The organism is Arthrobacter sp. Ms25, from assembly GCF_059090365.1.
The window spans coordinates 45,900-62,610 of sequence record NZ_JBNHFP010000002.1 but is presented as its reverse complement, the minus strand read 5'-3'; the positions used below and the strand labels follow the sequence as shown (position 1 = coordinate 62,610).

At 67.3% G+C, this 16,711-nt stretch carries 17 protein-coding genes; 8 read left to right on the top strand and 9 right to left on the bottom strand.

The annotated features are described in order from the left end of the window. Positions 1-187: 187 nt before the first annotated feature. The 3 genes from AC5RT8_RS04965 to AC5RT8_RS04955 form a co-directional block, all read right to left on the bottom strand. On the bottom strand, positions 188-391 hold the full coding sequence (locus tag AC5RT8_RS04965) for a cold-shock protein (protein ID WP_227922942.1): 204 nt from the start codon (positions 389-391) through the stop codon (positions 188-190). A gap of 199 nt (positions 392-590) precedes the next feature. After that, the gene (locus tag AC5RT8_RS04960; protein WP_494094603.1) at positions 591-1,226 is read right to left on the bottom strand and encodes a LytR C-terminal domain-containing protein; all 636 of its coding nucleotides are present in this window, start codon (positions 1,224-1,226) and stop codon (positions 591-593) included. Between the two features lie 67 nt (positions 1,227-1,293). Then, positions 1,294-1,602, bottom strand: coding sequence for a DUF3263 domain-containing protein (locus tag AC5RT8_RS04955; RefSeq protein ID WP_494094602.1), 309 nt, complete (start codon positions 1,600-1,602; stop codon positions 1,294-1,296). Between the two features lie 118 nt (positions 1,603-1,720). Here AC5RT8_RS04955 and AC5RT8_RS04950 point away from each other — a divergent pair, with 118 nt between their 5' ends. Both AC5RT8_RS04950 and AC5RT8_RS04945 read left to right on the top strand, forming a co-directional pair. Beyond that, a complete protein-coding gene (locus AC5RT8_RS04950) occupies positions 1,721-2,500 on the top strand; it encodes a uracil-DNA glycosylase (protein ID WP_494094601.1) in 780 nt (259 codons plus the stop codon). A 46-nt stretch (positions 2,501-2,546) separates the two neighbouring features. Beyond that, positions 2,547-3,410, top strand: coding sequence for a siderophore-interacting protein (locus AC5RT8_RS04945; protein WP_494094600.1), 864 nt, complete (start codon positions 2,547-2,549; stop codon positions 3,408-3,410). Between the two features lie 66 nt (positions 3,411-3,476). On the opposite strand, the gene AC5RT8_RS04940 is transcribed toward AC5RT8_RS04945, so the two are convergent. The 4 genes from AC5RT8_RS04940 to AC5RT8_RS04925 form a co-directional block, all read right to left on the bottom strand. Continuing rightward, positions 3,477-5,405 carry a threonine/serine exporter family protein gene (locus AC5RT8_RS04940; RefSeq protein ID WP_494094599.1) on the bottom strand — a complete coding sequence of 643 codons (1,929 nt, stop codon included), beginning with the start codon at positions 5,403-5,405 and terminating at the stop codon, positions 3,477-3,479. 58 nt (positions 5,406-5,463) lie between these two features. Then, positions 5,464-6,537 carry a lipid II:glycine glycyltransferase FemX gene (locus AC5RT8_RS04935; RefSeq protein WP_494094598.1) on the bottom strand — a complete coding sequence of 358 codons (1,074 nt, stop codon included), beginning with the start codon at positions 6,535-6,537 and terminating at the stop codon, positions 5,464-5,466. Between the two features lie 129 nt (positions 6,538-6,666). Beyond that, complete coding sequence (locus AC5RT8_RS04930) at positions 6,667-8,232, bottom strand: MFS transporter (protein ID WP_494094597.1); 1,566 nt, start codon at positions 8,230-8,232, stop codon at positions 6,667-6,669. A gap of 13 nt (positions 8,233-8,245) precedes the next feature. Further along, positions 8,246-9,760 (bottom strand): CYTH and CHAD domain-containing protein, encoded by a 1,515-nt coding sequence (locus tag AC5RT8_RS04925; protein WP_494094596.1) that lies wholly within the window; start codon positions 9,758-9,760, stop codon positions 8,246-8,248. Positions 9,761-9,900: 140 nt separating this feature from the next. Between AC5RT8_RS04925 and AC5RT8_RS04920 the strand changes: the two genes are divergently transcribed. From AC5RT8_RS04920 to AC5RT8_RS04910, 3 genes are all read left to right on the top strand, one after another. Continuing rightward, positions 9,901-10,878 carry an aldo/keto reductase gene (locus AC5RT8_RS04920; RefSeq protein ID WP_494095176.1) on the top strand — a complete coding sequence of 326 codons (978 nt, stop codon included), beginning with the start codon at positions 9,901-9,903 and terminating at the stop codon, positions 10,876-10,878. Positions 10,879-11,007: 129 nt separating this feature from the next. Then, a complete protein-coding gene (locus AC5RT8_RS04915) occupies positions 11,008-11,379 on the top strand; it encodes a DoxX family protein (RefSeq protein WP_494094595.1) in 372 nt (123 codons plus the stop codon). Then, the gene (locus tag AC5RT8_RS04910; RefSeq protein ID WP_494094594.1) at positions 11,376-12,341 is read left to right on the top strand and encodes a hypothetical protein; all 966 of its coding nucleotides are present in this window, start codon (positions 11,376-11,378) and stop codon (positions 12,339-12,341) included. The genes AC5RT8_RS04915 and AC5RT8_RS04910 overlap by 4 nt, the downstream gene beginning before the upstream one ends. Here the strand turns inward: AC5RT8_RS04910 and zapE are convergent. Beyond that, positions 12,338-13,417, bottom strand: coding sequence for a cell division protein ZapE (gene zapE, locus AC5RT8_RS04905; RefSeq protein ID WP_494094593.1), 1,080 nt, complete (start codon positions 13,415-13,417; stop codon positions 12,338-12,340). The genes AC5RT8_RS04910 and zapE overlap by 4 nt on opposite strands. A 163-nt stretch (positions 13,418-13,580) precedes the next feature. On the opposite strand from zapE, the gene AC5RT8_RS04900 reads away from it, so the two are divergent. The 3 genes from AC5RT8_RS04900 to AC5RT8_RS04890 are packed head-to-tail and all read left to right on the top strand — an operon-like array spanning position 13,581 to position 15,134. Continuing rightward, entirely contained in the window at positions 13,581-13,871 is a 291-nt protein-coding gene (locus AC5RT8_RS04900; RefSeq protein WP_494094592.1) for a DUF1540 domain-containing protein, read from the top strand. A gap of 2 nt (positions 13,872-13,873) precedes the next feature. Continuing rightward, on the top strand, positions 13,874-14,740 hold the full coding sequence (locus AC5RT8_RS04895) for an HNH endonuclease (RefSeq protein WP_494094591.1): 867 nt from the start codon (positions 13,874-13,876) through the stop codon (positions 14,738-14,740). 13 nt (positions 14,741-14,753) lie between these two features. Continuing rightward, positions 14,754-15,134 carry an RNA-binding S4 domain-containing protein gene (locus AC5RT8_RS04890; protein WP_494094590.1) on the top strand — a complete coding sequence of 127 codons (381 nt, stop codon included), beginning with the start codon at positions 14,754-14,756 and terminating at the stop codon, positions 15,132-15,134. An 18-nt stretch (positions 15,135-15,152) separates the two neighbouring features. Here AC5RT8_RS04890 and scpC read toward each other — a convergent pair whose 3' ends face one another. Continuing rightward, positions 15,153-16,679 (bottom strand): succinyl-CoA:acetate CoA-transferase ScpC, encoded by a 1,527-nt coding sequence (gene scpC, locus AC5RT8_RS04885; protein WP_494094589.1) that lies wholly within the window; start codon positions 16,677-16,679, stop codon positions 15,153-15,155. Between the last annotated feature and the right edge of the window lie 32 nt (positions 16,680-16,711).

Below are 16,711 nucleotides of genomic sequence, written 5' to 3'. Positions count from 1 at the left end.
CCGGCAAGAGTGCTAAGTCAATAATTAGCACTCCCACACACTGAGTGCAAGCGATCACGCCGAGATACCGCGCGGTTCACAGGAACCGGCAGGCGTGCCGGCCCGGACGGCAAAAAGCAGCGGCGGAGCCGAGGCTCCGCCGCTGCCGCTCCCGCCCCCAAGCCGGGAGGATGCACCTCAGAGTGGCCTACAGCGCACGAACCTCCTCGGCCTGCGGCCCCTTCTGGCCCTGGCCGATTTCGAACTCCACCCGCTGGCCTTCTTCCAGGGTCCGGTAACCGGATGCCTGGATGGCCGACCAGTGAACGAAGACGTCCGTTTCTGCCTCGTCGAGGGTAATAAAGCCGTACCCTTTTTCGCCGTTAAACCACTTGACGATCCCCTGCGCCATGATGTTTCTCCAACCTAGATTCCAATGCCGCCCCCCGGCGGCATGCTTGGCCGACGGAGGCGCCGGAACCGGCGCCGTCGTCGGCCGGGAGAGGCCGAAATCAGCGGCGCAGGCCGGCTGGCATCACTCTAACCACGGTGGTCCGGATCACCTATGAAGGTATTGATAACGTTATGGTCTTTTTACCGGAGCGGTCCGGTTACTGGAATCCCGGGCCCAGCACCACGGTGACGCTGGAGAAGCCGGGTACTTCCATTGCCGGAATGCCCAGCTGGGCGCCGATTTCCCGTGCATTGGCCGCAAGTTCCGGGGCGCTGTAGTAGACGCCGGATCCCTGCTGGGGTGCACCGGTCCAGTTCGCCACTGTTCCCACGGCCCATCCTGCAGCGGACATGCGCCCGGAAACGCCGGCACCGAGTCCGGTGACGCCGGTGGCGTTGAAGACCGACACCGGCTGAGTGGGATCAATCGCCGGCTCCGTGGGGGCAGGAGTCGGGCTCGGGGTCGGAGTCGGCGACGACGACGGAGCTTGGGTCGGCGTCGGGGTCGGGGTCGGTGAGGCCGTTCCCTCCCCGGTGCCGGGCGTAGGAGAGGCAGAGGCGGAGGCGGTCGCCGCATCCTCTGCCGCCGGGGACGGATCATCGGAGCCGGCTCCGATACCCAGCCGCGGCAGGACAAAGTAGGCGGCCAGCCCGATCAGCAGCGCGAGGACCCCCACGGTGATCAGCAGGCCCAGCCCGTTTGACCGGGACGGGATGAGGCGTTCACGGTGCACGCCCTGCCGCGCCGAGGACTCGGGGACCTTGTCGAACTCGTCCCGGGGGTATTGGCTCATAGTGGAGTTTCAATCCTTGTTCTGGTGGCACCGCATCCTAGGCTGCCATCGGTGGTGGGAACCGGCGTCAAATACCGGCACCCAGGCGGTGGGAGGTACGGGCACGCTGGCGGGTCGTACGTAGTCTACGCAACCGCTTGACTAGCATCGGATCATGGGCGAGGGCGTCCTCGGTGTCGATCAATGCGTTCAGCACCTGGTAGTACCTCGTGGCCGACATCCCGAAAAGGTCCTTGATGGCCTGTTCCTTGGCGCCCGCGTACTTCCACCACGCCCGCTCCAACGCGAGTATCTGCTGCTCCTGGACGCCCAGAGGACTTTCCGGATCCACTGCATCATCGAGGGAGAACCGCTCAGCTTCAGTCGATTCCGCCACATTCACTCCCAAAAGATTCCCGTATACATCTACGCCAATGCTAATTGGGAATAACAGGGTTGTCATTTACGCAAAGGACCGGCAGGCACTGCGGGCGGAGCGATGACAAAATGGAGAAGTGACCACTGATGAACCGCAGCTCTTTTCCTACTCCGGCCCGACCGCACCGGGTGAGGACGAGCAGTTCCCTTTCGCTGCTCCCGCTCGGCTCGAAGACCTCATGGCTCCCGACTGGGCCCATGTGCTGGCCCCTGTGAAGACGCACCTTGAGGAGATAGCCGAAGAGCTGGAAGCAGAGCGCCGTGCGGGGCAGCGCATCCTGCCCGCGCCGGGCAACATCCTGCGGGTCTTCCAACGTCCACTGGCGGATGCCCGCGTGCTGATCGTGGGCCAGGATCCCTACCCGACCCCAGGGCATGCCGTGGGTCTCTCCTTCTCCGTGGGCAAGGGGGTGCGTCCGCTTCCCCGGAGCCTGAACAACATCTTCACCGAGCTCAATGCCGACCTGGGCATCAGCCCCTCCCTGTCCGGGGACCTCAGCGCCTGGGCGGACCAGGGCGTGGTCCTCATGAACCGCGTGCTCACGGTTCGGGCCGGGGAAGCGGGTTCACATCGGAAGCGTGGGTGGGAGGAAATCACCGAGCTCGCCGTCCGCGCGCTGGCTGCCCGCCGCCGCCCGGACGGCACGCGGGTTCCCCTTGTCGCTGTCCTGTGGGGCCGGGACGCCCAGGGCATTGTCCCGTTCCTCGGGGGTGCGCCGACCGTCGAATCCGCGCATCCCAGCCCCCTCTCGGCTTCACGCGGCTTCTTTGGTTCCCGGCCGTTCAGCCGGGTCAATGAACTGCTGGCGCAGCAGGGAGCCGACCCCGTGGACTGGCGCCTGCACGGAGAACGGTAAGGGCAGCGCGATACGGTAGTTGCAGGCACTTCCCTAGGAGACACCCATGCCAGAACCCAGAACTCCCCCGCGCCTGCCCGAGCCCGAAGCTCCGGCTCCGCGGAGGCAACGCCCGCTGCTGACCCTCGAGGTTCTCCGTCGGGAGCAGATCAGCGCCCATATGGTCCGCGTGGTTGCCGGCGGCCCCGGGTTTGACCGTTTCTCCCCCAACAGCTGCGCAGACGCCTACTGCAAGATCTGGTTCGGGCCGGACGGCCGACCGATCGACGGCACGGAGGACCTGGAGACCATCCGGGCCCGGAGTGAACGGGAGCACTGGCCGGTGTCCCGCACCTACACCGTCCGGAACGTGGACCTTGAAGCACGCGAAATCAGCATCGACTTCGTAGTGCACGGCGATGAAGGCCTGGCCGGACCGTGGGCGGCGTCGGCGCAGCCGGGCGAACCGCTGACCTTCTCCGGTCCCGGCGGCGCCTTCAACCCGGACCCCGACGCCGACTGGTACCTTCTGGCGGCCGATGAATCAGCGCTGCCGGCACTTGCCACCGTGCTCCGTGCCCTGCCGCAGGACGCCGTCGGGCACGCTTTTATCGAAGTGGCCGGCCCCGATGACCGCCAGGCGGTGCCGAAACCTGCGGGAGTGGAGCTGACCTGGCTGTTCCGCGGCGAGGTCCCCGCTGGCCGGAGCCGGATACTGACCGACGCCGTTGCGGCGGCACCCTGGCGCGACGGGACAGTGCAGGTCTTTGCCCACGGCGAGCGGGAGGCAATGAAGTCCCTGCGGGACGTCCTGTTCAGCCACCGGGGGCTGGACCGCCGGCAGGTCTCCCTGTCCGGCTACTGGGCGGCCGGCCGGACCGAAGACGTCTTCCAGGCGGAGAAACGCACACCCGTCGGAAAGATTCTCTAGCCCGGATAGCAAAGAGCCCGGTCCCGCTGCTGCAGCGGGGCCGGGCTCTCGTATTTAAGGGGGCCGCTAGCGCCGACGGTTGCGGCGGTCGTTGCCGTTGAGGTTCCGGGTGAAGGGACGGCCCAGGTTGTCGCCTAGCACCACGCCTCCGGAGATGGCCAGGATGACGGTCAGGGCGTCGAAAAGTCCCACCACGCCTTGGTACATCTCGTCGGTGCCGATACTCAGCCCGTACATGGACCGGAAGATCGCCAGCCCGGGGAAGAGGAAGAGCACTGCCGGCACCGCCACGATCAGCTGCGGCGCGCCCATCCTCAAGGCCACGATGCGGGCAACCATCCCGATGAAGATGGCCGAGACCGCCGGAGTGAGGCGCGGGCCCATCCCGCCGGCCTCGGCCGCCTGGTACACCAGGAAACCGGCAATGCCGATCAGCACCGTGGGCAGCATGAGCTCCCGCGGGGACTGCTCCACAATGCAGATGGTCGCCAGCGCCACGGCCAGCAGCAGCAGCGTCACCGGGAAGGAGTACTGCGACGACGCGACGTCGGTGACGTTCAGCCGGCCCATCCCCATCAGGGCACCCATCACCAGCGCGACGGCGATGCCGGCCACCAGCGCGCCGAAGGTCAGGAAGGCGGAAAGGAACCGGCCCGACGCAGTGACCGGGAACCCGTTGATGGCATCCTGCACAGCGGAGACCAGCCGGCCGGTGGGCAGCATCAGCAGGATCCCGCCGGCCACGACGATACCCGGCGAAATGGGCACCTCCATGGACCAGAAAAGCATCGCCATGGCGGTAACCACGAAGCCGCTGGCCGCCGTCGTAAAGAAGTCCGGGACCCGCCACCTGCCCAGCACCCGCTGGAGCAGGCTCACCATGATGGTGCCGGCGAAGCCCACCATGGACGCCAGCGGACCGCCGCCGATGAACCCGACGATGGCCGCGGCGAAGACGCCCGCGGACACGGTCACGGCCCAGCGCGGGAACGGTTTGGGCTGGCGGGTGATTTCGTTGAGCCGGTTGGCCGCCTCCGCGCGGGAGAGCCCGCCGTCAATAATGTCCGTGACCAGCTGGTGGACCAGGCCGAGCCCGGCATAGTTGTTGGTCCAGGACCGCACCACCCGCATGACCGTGATGGGGGTCTGGTCTTTCGGGGAATAGTTGAGCAGCACCGACTGGTTGGTGATGTCCACTTCAATGCTCTCCAACCCGAATGCGGCGGTCACTGCGATGATCGCGGTTTCCACCTCCAGGGCACCGGCGCCGTAGCGGAACATGGTTTCGGCCATGCCCAGGGCCAGGTCCAGGGTCTTGCGCGCATTCGCGTCCGGTCCGGCCGTCCGCACGAGGGGGTTGGCGTAGGGGCTGCCGGCCAGGCGTTCCACGATGGACATGGCCTGCGTGGGAGGGTTCTCCCCCTGGACCAGCTTGCGCAGCATCCGTCGCGCCGCAGCAGATGAGCGGTCGGAGCGTACGCCCGCAGGACTCAGGGGCGTGGTCCCAGGGGGAACGCTCTTGCGCGCGCGGACAGGGCGTTTTTCACGCGGTTCCGCAGGGGTCCTGCCGCGGCCCGGCTGGGACCGCAGTGACTTGGTGCCTGCGGGGATAGTCACCGAAGTAGTGGCCGGCGGCGGCTTGGGCCGGGTGCTCCGCAGGGCAGTGGTGGGCACCTCCATGCGCGGCTGCCCCGGCGCGTTCACAGGCGGAGCCGGCACCTTCGCCGCAGGCCGCAGGGAGCGCGCGGCCGTACCCTGCCCCTGCCGGGAGCCCTTGCCGGTCTTGGCCCTTTGGGTCGGGGAGGTTCCCGGCTTCCCATTCGCGCCCTTGCCCGTCGACTCTTTCCGTGCCGAGGCGTCCCGGGGCTCTCCCCCGGCCCGCCGGCCGGACGGCACGCTGATCAGCGGGATAGGCCCCGCAACCGGGTCCGGATTCGGTGCCGAATCCGGATTCGATCCGGGCTTGCGCCCACCCGGATCGGACGTGTTCTCCAAGGATTCACCCTTTCGCCTGTTCCGGGACCCCCCGGGTTGTTGCCTGTGGAACTGCTGCTTAGTAGAAAGGCTGCTGGTGGCGGCGCCAGTAAATCTGCCGCGCTACCCGCTCACCGATGGTGTTCCAGATCCGGTAGCGGACCGGGTCCACCACGAAGTCATAGCAGCCGACGAAATCCGTAACAGTCTTGGAAAAACTGGTCTTGAACAGGCCCAGCCCGTGGTGCGGGTGGCTCTTGTCCTTGAGTTGGCTGCTCGGCGGTGTGCCGCAGAAGTCGTACTGGACAATGCCGCATTCCTTCTTGAGCTCGGTGATCGCGGTCCACTGCACCAGGTGCGAATCCCCATACTGGGACCGCCGCGGCTTGGACCCGCCGTCCTTGTACGTGCCTTTGTTTCCGTAGGCAATCACGAAGGCGCCCACGGTGGGCTCCCCGTCCTCGAACGCGAAGTAGAAGCGCCCCTGGCCGGCGGCGACGAAGTTCGACCAGAACCGGTGGTAGTACTCATAGGAACGCAGCCGTGCTGCGGAACGGTCCTCGATGTGGGCCATCAGCTGGTACATGGTCCGCATGTTTTCTTCGGTCGGCTCGACCCGGCGGACGTCCGCGCCCTCGCGGATCGCCCGGCGTACCGCGTTGCGGCCGCGGGAGGAGAGGTTCTTGAGCAGCTGCTCCTCATCCGGGGTGGTGTCCAGCAGGGCCGTTGAATCGTTGGGCTGCAGATTGAAGGTCTTGATGAATCCGGCGCCGGTGAACAGGGCCTGGACCTCTTCGCTGTCCACGATGTCCGGCTCGACCTTGATGGCGAATACCTTGCGGCGGGTCTGCTTAATGAACCGGGACAGCGCGTTGACCACCAGCGGCACGTCTTCGGGGGCGGCGACGTCGGGACCCTTGATCAAGTACCAGAGGCTGCCGAGCGCCGGAACCTTCTTCTCGATCGCCAGCGTATACGTGACGTACTCCGGTCCGGTGAAGGCCAGGTACACAGGATTCCAGCCGTGGTGGGACTTCACTTCCGCGAAGGATGCAGACTGGAGGACGTTGCCGCCGCCGGGGTTGGCCAGCACGTGCTTGTCCCAGTTGGCGATCTCCTCGGCAGTGGCCAGGCGTGCACTAAAATCTCGCAAAATACCTCAACTAACGGTTTGTTCACTGCATCGTTCTCAGCGCATCGCTTCCAACGCGCCGGCCCGCCGTGGAAACGGCCTTCGAACCGGGTCCCAGTCTATCCGTTGCACCGCCGCGGCACCGAACGCCTAGGCGGAGGCGGGAAGGAACCACCGCACCCGCGGTTCCGCCTCCGCCAGGTCCCACGCGCGCTGGATGATCCGGCGGTCCTCCCCCGTCGTCCGGGTCTGTTCCTGCCGGAGATACTCCCGCCAGGTCGGCACATCGTAGATCTCCCGGAACTGGTCCCGGTCGGTGACCGAGTGCACCAGTTCCCAGTCGGTGGCACCCGTGCGCAGGCGTGACAGGCGGACCCTGTGCATGGCCGCCACAAACTCTTCACCCCGGTCCGCAGGTACCTCATAGGCAATAAGGATTGTCACCGGACCGGCACCGGGCTTCGGTTCGTCACCGTCCGGAAGCTCCAACTCCGTACCGGCGACGCTGCGGTCCAGGCGGCCGGTACCCGGCAGCAGCGGAAACACCGCGACGCTGGCTCCGGCCAGCAGCAGGACGCCGGCGGCGAACGCCAGGGTCGGGGCATATCCGGCACCCGTGGCACCGGAGCCCCAGAAAACGGCGCCCACGGCCTGCGTGCCGGCGGCGACCATCAGGTACACGGACAGGCCGCGGGCCCGGACCCATTCCGGCAAGGTCAGCTGCATTGCGGCGTTCAAGGTGGAAAACGTGGAGATCCAGGCGAAGCCCGCGGGGACCAGCAGCACGGCCACAGCCCACGCTGGCAGGTATCCCGAGGCAAAGGTCCCCGCGGCGAAGACCACGGCGCTGATACCCAGCAAGGTGTTGTCCTTCAGCACGGTCCGCAGCCGCGGAAGGAACAAGACACCCAGCACCGCACCGAGGCCCAGTGCCCCGAGCAGCAGCCCGTATCCTGCCGACCCCAGCCGGAGATGCCCGTTGGCGGCCACCGGCAACAGCGCATAGAGGGCGCTGGCGGGAAAGATGAACAGGCCGGAGCGCAGCAGTATCCGGCGGATGAGCGGCGCAGCGCGGATATAGCGGATGCCGGCGGCGAGCGCTTCCCCCATGTGTTCCCGCTCGTCCGGATCCGGCCGGGGGCCCCGCCACGTGTAAATGGCAATGGAGGTGCCCGCGAAGGACAGCGCATTCAGGCCGAACACAAAGGCCGGGCCGGTCAAGGCCACCAGCAGGCCTGCCACGGCGGGTCCCACCGCACGGGCGGCGTTCGTCGCCACGCTGCCGAGTGCCGAAGCCGCCTGGATTTCCTGCCGGGGAACCAGTGCAGGGATGATGGCCTGCCAGGCGGGCGCGCTCAAGGCCATGCCGCAGCCGATGAGGAAGGTGTAGAGCAACAGCGAATCCGGGTCCAGCAGGTCCAGCGCGGCCACAACCGTCAGCACCGAGGCAGCACCGCCGGCGAAGAGATTCGCGCCCAGGATCAGCCGACGTCGATTGAAGGCGTCCGCCAGCACCCCGGCGATGAGGCCCAGCAGCAGGGAGGGTGCGAGGTTCGCGGTCTGGACCAGGGACACCAGGGCAGGATTCTTACTGGTTTCCACCAGGAACCACTGGGCTCCCACGGTCTGCATCCAGGTGCCGATGTTGGAACCCAGCTGGGCAAGCCACAGAACGAGGAACATCCGCCGGCGCAGCGGCGCCCAGGGTGATTCCATGTCGTTCCCTTCGTCAGGGGCTGGAGGGGAAGCCTTTCCAAGCGTGGGCGAAACGTTCCTGAGCCTGCCGGGCATGAGCCTGTTCCAGGGCATGCAGCCGCCCGTAAGTGAAACCGTTCTCGCCGGCGGCCAACGCGCTTGCCCCCATATGCCGCAGATACGCCTGCGTCACCACACTGTCCTGGTGCTCCCCGAGGATTTTCTGCACATGCTCCGCGGCGTCCACCATGGCCTTCGCATCCTTCGGCTGCACGGATGCCCAGACTTCGGCCGCGTAGCGGAGCCGCTTGGCGTCCTTGCGGGCATCATGCAGCGCTTCGGTATGTTCTTCACCGGTGGTGTTCCGTGCTGCGCGCACCCGCCCGCGCAGCCGCTTCCGGTCCCGGCGGACGACGCCGGCGGCCGCGGCGCCTGCCGGTTCATCCGCCGTGTCCGTCCAGGACGGGCTGCCCACCAAGGCTTCGAGTCCGTCCAGCGTGCGGAAGTACCGCTGGGAAGACAGCGCTTCACGGATCCGGCCGAAGGCCTGCCGGTAGTCGTGGAGCAGTTCTTCGTCCACCCGTGCGGCCACCGGTCCCATTACCAGCTCAACGGGTTCCGCGGCTATCAATCCGCGGAGCCGGTGCCGCATCACCTGTGCGTCCCGGGCTTCCCCCAGCACCCCGGCAAGCCAGCGCAGCTCGCCGCGCAGCGAGCGCCCCGGTTCCGGGGCCATGGCGCGGCGGTAGCTGGAAAGTGCCGAGCGCATCCGCCGCGTGGCTACCCGCATCTTATGGATGCCGTCCGGGTCGCCGCGGCGTACCCGCGGGTCATGGCGCAGCAGTTCGTCGAACTGTTCCCGCAGGTAATCCAGCAGCAACAGCGCCAACGGACTTCCGGTGTCCAGGGGGCCGGTGTCTGCTGCGTAGGGAATACGGCCGCCTGCAGCACCGGAGTCCGTGCCGCTGTCCGCCGGACCGTCGATCCGTTCCCCGCCGCTGGCAGTGCCTGCCGGGGCGGCACCGGCAGTACGGAACATGGCGGCTGCCGCGTCGGCGAGCGCCCCGCCGGCAGCCTCGATGACCCACGCGCGGCGGGCCGCACCGGATGTGCCCGCACCGGCGTCACCCGCATGTGTGCTTTCGTCCCTGACGATGCCGAGCACCGCATCTTCGCTGTCCAGCAGCTGGTATTCCAGATAGCGGGTGGCCTGGGTTTCCACCGGTACCAGGTTCCGGCCCCGGACCACCGCTTGGAGGTCCTCCACCAGCTCCGGAGGGATCCCTGCGTCCTGGTCCCTGATAACCGCGGGTACGGGTTCCAGCGCCGGAGCGCTGCGTTCCCAGCGTGCGCCTTCCGCGTCCGTGATGCGGGCGAGTCGGATCCCCCGCCGGCGGAGGGAACGGTCCGCGGTGTCATACCGGACCTCGGTGCGGCGGCCTTCCCTTGGCTGCGCGACTTTGGCAACGCCCGCCAGCTCGTGCAGCGGCGGCAGCACCCGTGCTTCGTCAACGGAGAAACGGCTTGGGGTACCTGTTCCGGCTACCATGTGCGTCAGTATAGGACCGCAACGGCTGCGGCCGGGAGTCCCGGGGCATCCCGCCTACCGAAGCCGGCATGCATCCCGGTAGCATCACCGGTAACGCAAAAACGGCACTGCACAGCAGCGGAGGCCAGCTCATGAACTCGATGACATACGCCAAGCTTGGCAGGTCAGGAGCAACTGTTTCGGCCATCGGGCTGGGCTGCCTGGGATTCGGAGACCCGGACCGCGGGGCACATGGATGGACTATCCGCGAGGACGAGGCGAAGTCCCTGCTGCGGCATGCGGTGGAGCTGGGCATCAACTTCTTCGACACCGCCAACGTGTATTCCGCCGGCCACAGCGAGGAAATCCTGGGATCGGCCGTTGCCCAGTACTGCCGGCGGGACGAAGTAGTGATCGCCAGCAAGGTCCACGGCGAAATGGGGCCGGGCCCCAACGGATGGGGGTTGTCCCGCAAGCACATCCTGTGGCAGGTGGAGCAAAGCCTGCGGCGCCTGCGGACGGACTACATCGACCTCTATCAGGTACACCGCTGGGACGGCACTACGCCGCTGGAAGAGACACTCGAAACCCTGGACCTGCTGGTCCGGGACGGCAAGGTCAGGTACCTGGGCGCATCGAGCATGTACACCTGGCAGTTCGCCAAGGCACTGTACCTGCAGGAACAGCACGGCTGGGCGCAGTTCGTCACTATGCAGGATCACTACAACCTCCTTTACCGGGAGGAGGAACGGGAAATGTACCCGTTTTGTGCGGACCGGGGTATCGGGGCGCTGCCCTATTCCCCGCTTGCCCGCGGGCGCCTGGCCCGGCCGTGGGGAGCCAGGACGGCACGGCAGGACTACGATGCGCAGGGCCACGAACTCTACCGGGGCAACGAGGATGCGGACCGCAGCATCACCGATGCGGTGGGAAACGTCGCCGAAGGGCTGGGCGCCACCCGCGCCCAGGTTGCCCTTGCCTGGGTGCTGGCCAACCCCGTCGTAGCCGCCCCGCTCATCGGTGCTACGGCCGTCTCCCACCTGGATGAGAACATCAAGGCCTTGGACATCCAGCTCACCGAAGAGGAATTCGCTGTCCTTGAGGAGTCTTACCGCCCCCGGCCCGTGGCCGGGTTCTGAGCGGCACCCGTCGCGCCACGCCCGCTGTTGCGCAGGTCCCGGGCTGCAGACCATGCTTGGGTTGTGATGGTTCCGCAGCGGCTCCGTGCGCTGACTCCTGCCCGTACACAGAAAGTCGCTTAGATTCCCATGCTGTCTCTGGTCCTGTGGCTTGTTCAACTCATACTGGCGTTGCTCTTTGCCGGCGTCGGCTTCATGAAGATTGCCCAGAGCTACGACCGTCTCAAAGAGAACCTGCGCTGGCCCGAGGACTTCCCGGCGGGCACCGTGAAACTGATCGGCGTGCTCGAGGTGCTGGGCGCCGTGGGGCTGATTGTCCCGCAGGCAACCGGAATCCTGCCCGTATTGACGCCGGTGTCCGCTTCCGCGTTGACCGTGTTGATGGCCCTGGCCGTCCTCGTCCATGTCCGGCGGGGCGAACACAACCGGATCGCCCTGGGCGCCATCCTGTTGGTGCTTTCCCTGGTCGTGGCGCTGGGACGGTTTGGCGTTTTCGGGTGAGCGCCGCAGCAAACGCGACGTCGCTCGGCGCCGCCGTCACGGCGCTCTATGCACTGCTGCCTTCGGAGTTCACGGCCGCCCGGAATGCCCTGGCCGCCGAGGCAGGAAAAGCTGGCAACAAGGAACAGGCCAAGCGGATCAAGGCACTCCCGAAGCCCTCCACGGCCGCCTGGCTCGTTAATCTGCTGGCTGACCGGCGCCGGGAGGACCTGGACCAGGTGCTGGAGTTGGGTGCCGCCCTGCGTGAGGCCCAGGAGGATCTGGACCAGAAACAGCTGCGCCGCCTGAGCACCGAACGCCAGCGGCTGCTGCGTGCAATTGTCCGGGAAGCCCGGGATCTCGCCGCCGATCTTGACCATCCCGTCAGTGAAGCGCTGGCGGCCGAAGCCGAACAGACACTCTGGGCCGCGATGACGGACCCGGCGGCCGCAGACGCCGTAGCCAGCGGACAGCTCGTCCGTTCACTTACGGCGAGCGGCTGGGAAGAGGTGGATCTGGACGGTGCGGTGGCCGATCCGGATCTGGTGCCGCAGGGTGCAGGAGCCAGGGCCGGTTCCCGCCCGGCTGCCGGCCGCGGCACGGAAAAGGACAAGGCCGGCGCTCCGGACACGGCCGCGGAACGGCGGCGGCAGGCCGAAGCCCGGCGGGCGGTCCGCAAGGCGGAGGCCGAAGTTGAGGAAGCGGCGGACCGCGAACATCAGGCGCAGGAAACGCTCGACGCAGCCCAGCGGGATGTGGATGAATCCGCCGGCCACCGGGACGAGCTCACGGACGAGATCGATGAACTGCGGGAGCGGATCCGTCAGCTCGAGCGGGAGGTCGCAGCCGTGGACCGGCGCTCCGGAAAGCTCGAGCGCGAACGGGACAATGCCCGGCGCGCGGCCCGGTCCGCCCGGCGGGCGGCGGACAAGGCCCGGCAGAATCTCGCGGACGCCCGGGACCTCACCGACGGCAAAGGCTAGGCCTGCGCCGCCTGACCTTCGTCTGCGGGCAGTCGCTGCAGCATCCCGAACCGGCTGCTGAGCCGTGCCAGATCCGTCGGATGGGCGGTCCCGGGGAACACGCCGTCGTAATCGGCCATCCCGATGACGTCCAGGCGGCACCCGGCGTCGTGCAGGACATCGACGACGTTGCCGAAGCGCTGCCACCCGTAAGGGCTGGAGCCGCCGGTAGCGGGCACTGAGCTGATCACCCAGTGCCGGTATGCCTGCGCGAGGGAGAGGTAATCGGAGGTCGCTGACTGCGCGTGGCACAGGTCCTCGAAATCGAACCACAGCTGTCCGCCGTCTGCACGCAGCGCCCGCAGCGTCCGTGTCCCCGGTGCCAGCTGCACGGCTTCCGACGGTCCGGGCACTGCCAGCCCGGCGCCGGCCAGCAGACCGTCGCCGTTGCTGCGCAGATGATGGCCCGCAGCGAAACCGGAACTGCTCCGGGACCGGGAATCGGCGCGGTAATCCGTGTCCCCGGCCAGTTCCAGGACCTGCAGATGCCCGGTGATCAGGGCGATGCCGGGTTCGAAGAGATGGTGGAACATCTCATCCGGAAGCAGCTCCTGCGGAGCGTAGTTGGACGTGGCCACCAGGACGATGCCGCGGTCCAGGACGGTACGAAGCAGGCGGGTGATGAAGGCCGCGTCGGCCGGATCCTTCACATGGAATTCGTCAAAGCACAGCAGCCGGACCGTACCCAGCATCTTCTCCAGTGCCGCGGCGAAGGCCGAGTCCTGCCGATATCCGGGGTTCCCGTAGCCGGCGAAGACCAGTGCGTGCAGTTCGCGGAAGAAATCGTGGAAATGCAGCCGCCGTTTCTGCGGAATATCCACTGACTCGAACAAGGTGTCCAGCAACCAGGTCTTTCCCCGCCCCGGCGGTCCCCACAGGTACACCGAGGCCCCTGCGGCAGGTTCCGCAGAGCGGGCTGCCCGGGCCGCCCGGGTCAGGGCCGGGAGCACCGCCAGCTGGGCCGCATCCAGATCTAGCCCCTGCGTGGCTGCGGCTGCGGCAAATTCGTCGGCGGCCGGGGCCGGTGTAGAGCTCATATCTCCGTTGTATCCAACCGGGCGGTGCAGGCCAAAACGGGGCTCTGCACCCGGCAGCGTTGAACCGCGAATAGGGCATAGAAATTCGCGCTAATTATTGCCGTGCGCCGGTGGTACGTTCGGAGCTAGGCACGGAAAGAAATGACCACCTTTTGGAGGGACCATGACCGATCACGTTGCCCAGGTGCAGGACTGCACGGTGTCCAGCTGCGACTTCAACCACGAGGGCTGCACCGCGTACGCCATTACCGTGGGGGGCACCCGCGACCACGCCAGCTGCTCCACATTTATCGACACCTCAGCTTCCGGCGGGCTGCCGAAGGTCCTCGCGCAGGTGGGCGCCTGCCAGCGCAACGAGTGCCGGTTCAACAACCATCTGATGTGCGACGCCCATGATGTGCGGGTGGGCCCGGGTGCCGAGCAGGCGGACTGCCTCACCTATCAGCCCCGCTGACGGTGGCCTCTGTCCTGCTGGAGTGGAATCCGGAACAGCCCGATCCGTGGCCCGGCGGTTACGGTCCGGCCCTCGCGGCGGTGAACCTCGGCGGAACCTTCCGGCGGAGCGTCCCGTGGGCCGGGCCCCTGCCGGTTGAAGGAACCGAGGTATGGCTCCTGCTGGCCGGTAACCGGGGTCCGCGGGGGCTGGTGGGCCACGGCGTGGTTGTTCCGCCCGTCCCCGGGGAAGCGGACGGCGCGGTGACGGTGGAGTTCGATCGGTTACTGCCGCTGGATGAGCAGGTGCCTGCGGCGCTCCTCGAGGAGGAGGTGCCCGGCCTGCCTGCGGTGCACGGGTCCGCTTTCGTTCCGACCGCTTCGATGCCCGCGCTGCGGCGGCTGTGGTCGGAGTTCCTCGGGTCCGGCGAGGAGCCGCTCAGTCCTCCCCCCGGCACCATTCCGCCCGAAGCGGCGGGCCGGCAGCGCGTCAATGGTTACGAGCACGACGCCGACGCGCGGCGGCTATGCCTGGCCTTCCACGGTGCGTGCTGCGCAGCTTGCGGGCTGGTCCCCGTCCAACGGTACGGTCCGGGAACAGAGGCGCTGATGCAGGTGCACCACGTGGTTCCCGTTCCGGACCTGCCCGCCGGCTACGTGCTGGATCCGGTCTCGGACCTGGTGCCGCTGTGTCCCACCTGCCATGTCGTGGCACATACCCGGGTCCCGGCCCCCTACACACCCGCCGAGGTGCGGGGCCTGCTTGCCGCCGCACCGGATGCCGCCGCACGGCCGGCACCCGGGGGACACGCCGTCGTCGCCGGTTCCGTCCTGACCGCGGAGCAGCAGCAGGCGCTGGCAGACGCTGCCCGGCTGCGCGGATTTCGCTAGACTCGGAACTCCCATGAGCATTCCAGCAAGCACATCGAAATCCGTCCGGGTGGACGCCTGGCTGTGGGCGGTCCGCGCCTACAAGACCCGGTCCGCGGCCACGGCTGCGTGCCGTGCCGGCCATGTCCGGCTAAACGGCAATCCGGCGAAGGCAGCACAGCCGGTCCAGCCCGGGGACACCGTCCGCGTCCGGCAACCCGGCTTCGAACGGATCCTCGAGGTACGGCAGCTGATCAGCAAACGCGTCGGCGCCGAGGCGGCGTCGCACTGCTTCACGGACCATACCCCCGCCCGTCCCGCGGCACCGGCGCTGGGCATTCCCGTCCGGGACCGGGGCGCAGGACGGCCCACGAAAAAGGACCGCCGCGAGCTGGACCGGCTGCGCGGGAGCTAGGCGGGCCGGTCCTGCGGCTCAGAGGCCCGCCGGCTCCGGCAGGCTGGTTCCCGTTTCCACGAACCGCTGGTGGAAGGACAGGGACTCGTCCAGCAGGTGCGGCGTGTGCTTGCCCATGCTGTCCCGGCTGGCCCGCTCGAAGTAGTCCTGCAGCAGCGGCTGGAAGTCCGGGTGCGCGCACTTTTCGATGATGGTGCGGGCGCGCTGCTTCGGGGAAAGCCCGCGCAGGTCGGCCAGGCCCCGCTCGGTGATGATGAGCATGGTGTCGTGTTCGGTGTGGTCCACATGTGCGGCCATGGGTACAATCCCTGAGATCTTCCCGTCCTTGGCGGTGCTCGGGGACATAAACGCGGACAGGAAACCGTTGCGGGCGAAGTCCCCGGAACCGCCGATGCCGTTCATCATGGCGGTGCCGGCCACGTGGGTGGAGTTCACGTTGCCGTAAATGTCCGCTTCGATCATGCCGTTCATCGCAATGCAGCCCAGCCGGCGGATCAGTTCGGGGTGGTTGGAGATCTCCTGGGTTCGCAGGATGATGCGCTTGCGGTAGAAGTCGATGTTGGAGTTGAACTCCTCGATGCCCGCCGGGCTGAGCGAGAACGACGTCGCGGAGGCCACCTTGATCACGCCGTCGCGGATCAGGTGCAGCATGCCGTCCTGGATCACCTCGGTGTAGGCGGTGAGGCCGGTGTAGCCGGCGGTCGAGAGACCGGCGAGGACGGCGTTGGCGATGTTTCCCACCCCGGACTGCAGCGGCAGCAGCTTGTCGGTCAGGCGGCCGGCCTTGATTTCGGAGTCGAAGAAGTCGAGCAGGTGCCCGGCGATCTGCTGGGAGCATTCATCCGGAGCGGCGAAGGGGGTCATGCGGTCCGGGGCGTCGGTTTCGACCACGGCGATGACCTTCTCCGGGTCCAGGCGCAGGTAGGGTTCGCCTATGCGGTCATCCGGGTTCACCAGCATGATGGGCTTGCGGTGCGGGGGCAGGGCGGTGCCGTAGTAGACGTCGTGCATGCCGTCCATCGCTGCGGGCTGCTGGCGGTTCACCTCGATGATGACCTTATCCGCCTGTTCCAGCCAGGTCTTGTTATTGCCCACGGAGGAGGACGGGATGAGGCTGCCGTCCTCGTTGATGCCGACCACCTCGATCACGGCCAGGTCGATGTGGCCGTAGAACCCGAACCAGGTGTACTGGGCCACGTGACCGAGGTGGATGTCGATGTACTCGAGTTCGCCGTCGTTGATCCGCTTCCGCAGCGTCGGATCGGACTGGTAGGGCAGGCGCAGTTCCATGCCGCCGGCCTTGGCCAGCACGCCGTCCAGTTCCGGAGCAGTGGAGGCACCGGTGAGGACCTTGATCTGGAACTCTTCGCCCTTGGCATGCGCCGTTTCCATCTGGGCGGCGAGCGCCTGCGGGACGGCCTTGGGGTAGCCCGCTCCGGTAAAGCCGCTCATCGCCACCGTCATTCCCGGTCTGATCAGAGCCGCAGCCTGCTCGGCGGTCATTACGAGATTCTGGAGTCCGGGGTGGGAAATGCGACGGTGCATGGTGGAGCCTTTCGGAGAACGAGATCACATTT